This is a genomic window from Protofrankia sp. CiP1_Cm_nod1, from assembly GCF_920888515.1.
GTDB lineage: Bacteria > Actinomycetota > Actinomycetes > Frankiales > Frankiaceae > Protofrankia.
In genome coordinates this window covers 1-2,234 of sequence record NZ_CAKKTM010000372.1, presented here as the reverse complement: position 1 = coordinate 2,234, position 2,234 = coordinate 1, and the positions used below count along the sequence as shown (strand labels likewise).

At 73.6% G+C, this 2,234-nt stretch carries 3 protein-coding genes; all 3 read left to right on the top strand.

Annotated elements, in window-relative coordinates:
• Positions 1-180 precede the first annotated feature (180 nt).
• Entirely contained in the window at positions 181-726 is a 546-nt protein-coding gene (gene gmk, locus NBX02_RS16655) for a guanylate kinase (protein WP_250287306.1), read from the top strand.
• A gap of 371 nt (positions 727-1,097) precedes the next feature.
• Complete coding sequence (gene rpoZ, locus NBX02_RS16650; protein WP_013874507.1) at positions 1,098-1,382, top strand: DNA-directed RNA polymerase subunit omega; 285 nt, start codon at positions 1,098-1,100, stop codon at positions 1,380-1,382.
• A gap of 205 nt (positions 1,383-1,587) precedes the next feature.
• A partial coding sequence (locus tag NBX02_RS16645) for a flavoprotein (RefSeq protein ID WP_445548485.1) occupies positions 1,588-2,234 on the top strand: 647 nt, incomplete at its 3' end.

Here is a 2,234-nt window from a genome sequence, read left to right as displayed (position 1 = left end):
ACCCGGGCCGACCGGGCCGACCGGTGGTCGCCACGGTGGGTCGCGCGCCGGGCGGTACACCGTCCGGCCACGGCCACGGCCACGGCCACGGCCACGGCCGGGGCCGGGGCCACAGCCCGGCCACAGCCGGGCCGATCATGTTCTTTTGAGTGTGTGGCCGCGGCACACTACGGTGTATGGATGCGGCTCACCGTTCTGTCCGGTCCGTCAGGCGTCGGGAAAGGGACAGTCGTCGCCGAGGTACGCCGACGTCACCCCGAGGTCTGGGTTTCGGTCAGTTGCACGACACGAGCGCCGCGCCCGGGGGAGACCGACGGGGTGGAGTATCACTTCGTCGATGCCGAGGAGTTCACCCTGATGGTCAAGAAGGGTGAGCTTCTTGAGCACGCGATGTTCGCCGGTCATGCCTATGGAACCCCCCGCGCGCCGCTGGCGGCCCGTCTCGCCGAAGGGGTGCCGTGCCTGCTGGAAATCGAGCTCCAGGGCGCCCGTCAGGTACGTGCGGGTATTCCCGACGCCCGGTTTGTCTTCCTCGCACCACCGTCCTGGCAGGAGCTGGTCCGCCGGCTCACCGGACGCGGCACGGAGCCGCCGGAGGTGATCGAACGCCGCCTCGGCCGGGCCCGCACCGAGCTTGCCGCCGAATCCGAGTTCGACGCGGTGGTGGTCAACGACGACGTGGCCGGGGCCGCGGCCCGGCTGGTGGCCCTGATGGACACCGACTAGCGCCGCGGCTGGGCTGGGCTGGGCTGGGCTGGGCCGGCTGGGCTGGGCCGCGGGCCGCCTGGCCGCGCCTGCCCTCCCGGCGTCGCCTGCTCCACTGTCGCCTGCTCTACTGTGGACAGGCCGTACCGTTGTGGTCCGAGGGCGTCGTGGTCCGAGAATACTGCTGAGGGTGCGGACGCCCACCAGCCCGCGGCTCACGGCCCCGGGCCGCGGGGCCGTGAGCCGCTCCGGCGGGGCCGCCGCGGTCCCGAGCGCCCGCCCTGACCCCGTTCCTCACGACCACATCGTTCTCCACGACCACATCCTGACCATCCTGACCATGCTGTCGGCCCGTCAGCGGGCTGACAGCCCCGTGTTTGCGGAAGGACACCGTGTCCGGCACTGTCGCGCAGCCCGAGGGCATCACCAACCCGCCGATCGACGAGCTCCTGGAAGCCACCGACTCCAAGTACAGTCTGGTGATCTACGCGGCCAAGCGGGCCCGGCAGATCAACGCCTACTACTCGCAGCTCGGTGAGGGCCTGCTGGAGTACGTCGGCCCACTGGTCGACACCGCCAGCGCCCAGGAGAAGCCGCTGTCCATCGCGCTGCGCGAGATCAACGCGGGTCTGCTGACGCACGAGACCGTCGGCGAGCCCCTGCCGCCGGCCTCCTGAGCGCCGGCGCCCTCCGACAGCCGCATGCCAGTCACATGTCGGCCCCCGCGCCACCCACGTCCCGGTGCCGCACACGCCGTCGGCGCACCTGCGGGTACCGCGGGGACGCCCGGTGCCGGCACCAGGACATCCGGTACCCCGGACGCGGGACGCCCGGGGCGTCCGGGGCCACCGGGGCACCCGTTCCACCGGGACATGACCGCTGATGTCCGCTGACACGCCCGCCGGCACCGCCAACACCGCCGGCAATGGCAACGGCAATGGTGCCGGCGGCGGCACCGGTACCGCCGCTCCCGCGGCTGTGCGGCGTCCCCGCGTCGTGCTGGGAGTCTCCGGCGGGATCGCCGCCTACAAGGCGGTCGAGGTGCTGCGCCAGCTCACCGAGACCGGCCACGACGTGCGGGTCGTGCCCACCGCGGCGGCGTTGCGCTTCGTCGGCGAGCCGACCTGGGCGGCGCTGTCCGGGCATCCGGTGGCCACCGACGTCTGGACCGACGCGGCCGAGGTGGCGCACGTCCGGCTCGGCCGGGAGGCCGACCTGGTGCTCGTCGCCCCCGCCACGGCGGACCTGCTCGCCCGCGCCGCCACCGGACGCTCCGACGACCTGCTCACCGCCACCCTGCTCACCGCCCGGTGCCCGGTGATGTTCGCCCCGGCCATGCACACCGAGATGTGGGAGCACCCGGCCACCGTGGCCAACGTGGCCACGCTGCGCTCCCGTGGCTGCCTGGTCGTCGACCCGGCCGTGGGCCGGCTGACCGGCGCGGACTCCGGTGCCGGCCGGCTGCCGGAACCGGCGGAGATCGCCGCGCTGGCCCGTTCCGTGCTGGCCCGCTCGGCGCTGGCCCGTTC

Coding starts and splice junctions, on each gene's coding strand:
- gmk (WP_250287306.1), top strand. CDS start 181: ATGCGGCTCACCGTTCTGTCCGGTCCGTCAGGCGTCGGGAAAGGGACA.